Raw genomic sequence first — 952 nt, forward strand, 5'->3', positions numbered from 1 at the left:
GGAAGACCATGCAGATTGCCATCCCGGCAGAGACGGGCGACAGCCGTGTCGCGGCCACGCCGGAAACGGTGAAGAAGTTTGTCGCCATGGGCCATAGCGTCGTCGTGCAAAGCGGCGCCGGCTTTGCCTCTGCGGTACTGGATGCAGGCTTTGTCGAAGCGGGGGCCAGCATTGCGCCTACGCGCGCCGAAGCGCTGGCCGGTGCCGACATCGTGCTCGCCGTGCGTCCGCTGGCCGAAGACGCCATCAGCGAGCTTAAAGAAGGCGCGGTGCTGATCGGCCAGCTGGCACCGTATCAGAGCACCACCTTCCCGGCACTGGCTGCCAAGAAGGTGTCGGCGTTCGCCATGGAACTGTTGCCGCGCACCACGCGCGCGCAGTCCATGGACGTGCTGTCCAGCCAGAACAATATCGCCGGCTATAAGGCGGTGCTGCTGGCCAACCAGTTCTACCCGCGCTTTATGCCGATGCTGATGACGGCGGCCGGTACGGTGAAGCCGGCGCGCGTGCTGATCATGGGCGTGGGCGTGGCCGGTCTGCAGGCGATTGCCACGGCCAAGCGTCTGGGGGCGGTGGTGGAAGCGACCGATGTGCGTCCGTCTACCCGCGAACAGGTGGAAAGCCTGGGCGGCAAGTTTATCGAAGTGCCGATGAGCGACGAAGAGAAAGCCGCCAACGACGGCGTGTACGCCAAGGAAATGTCCGACGACTACAAGCGTCGTCAGGCCGAACTGGTGGCCAAGCACGCCAAAGCCGCCGACATCATCATCACCACCGCGTTGATTCCCGGCCGCCCTGCGCCGCGCCTGATCTCGGCCGAGGTGGTGGCCGGCATGAAGCCGGGCTCGGTGATTATCGACATTGCGGCCGAAGCCGGCGGCAACTGCGAGCTGACCCAGGCCGGTGAAGTCATCAAGCTTGACAACGGCGTGACCGTGGTCGGGCTGGCCAA

At 65.1% G+C, this 952-nt stretch carries 1 protein-coding gene; it reads left to right on the forward strand.

The genetic code is table 11. The annotated features are described in order from the left end of the window. Nucleotides 1-952 (forward strand): NAD(P) transhydrogenase subunit alpha (locus M3P88_RS15790; protein WP_249616949.1); only part of this gene is annotated, 952 nt, incomplete at both ends.

The organism is Craterilacuibacter sp. RT1T, from assembly GCF_023502145.1.
Lineage (GTDB): Bacteria > Pseudomonadota > Gammaproteobacteria > Burkholderiales > Chromobacteriaceae > Craterilacuibacter.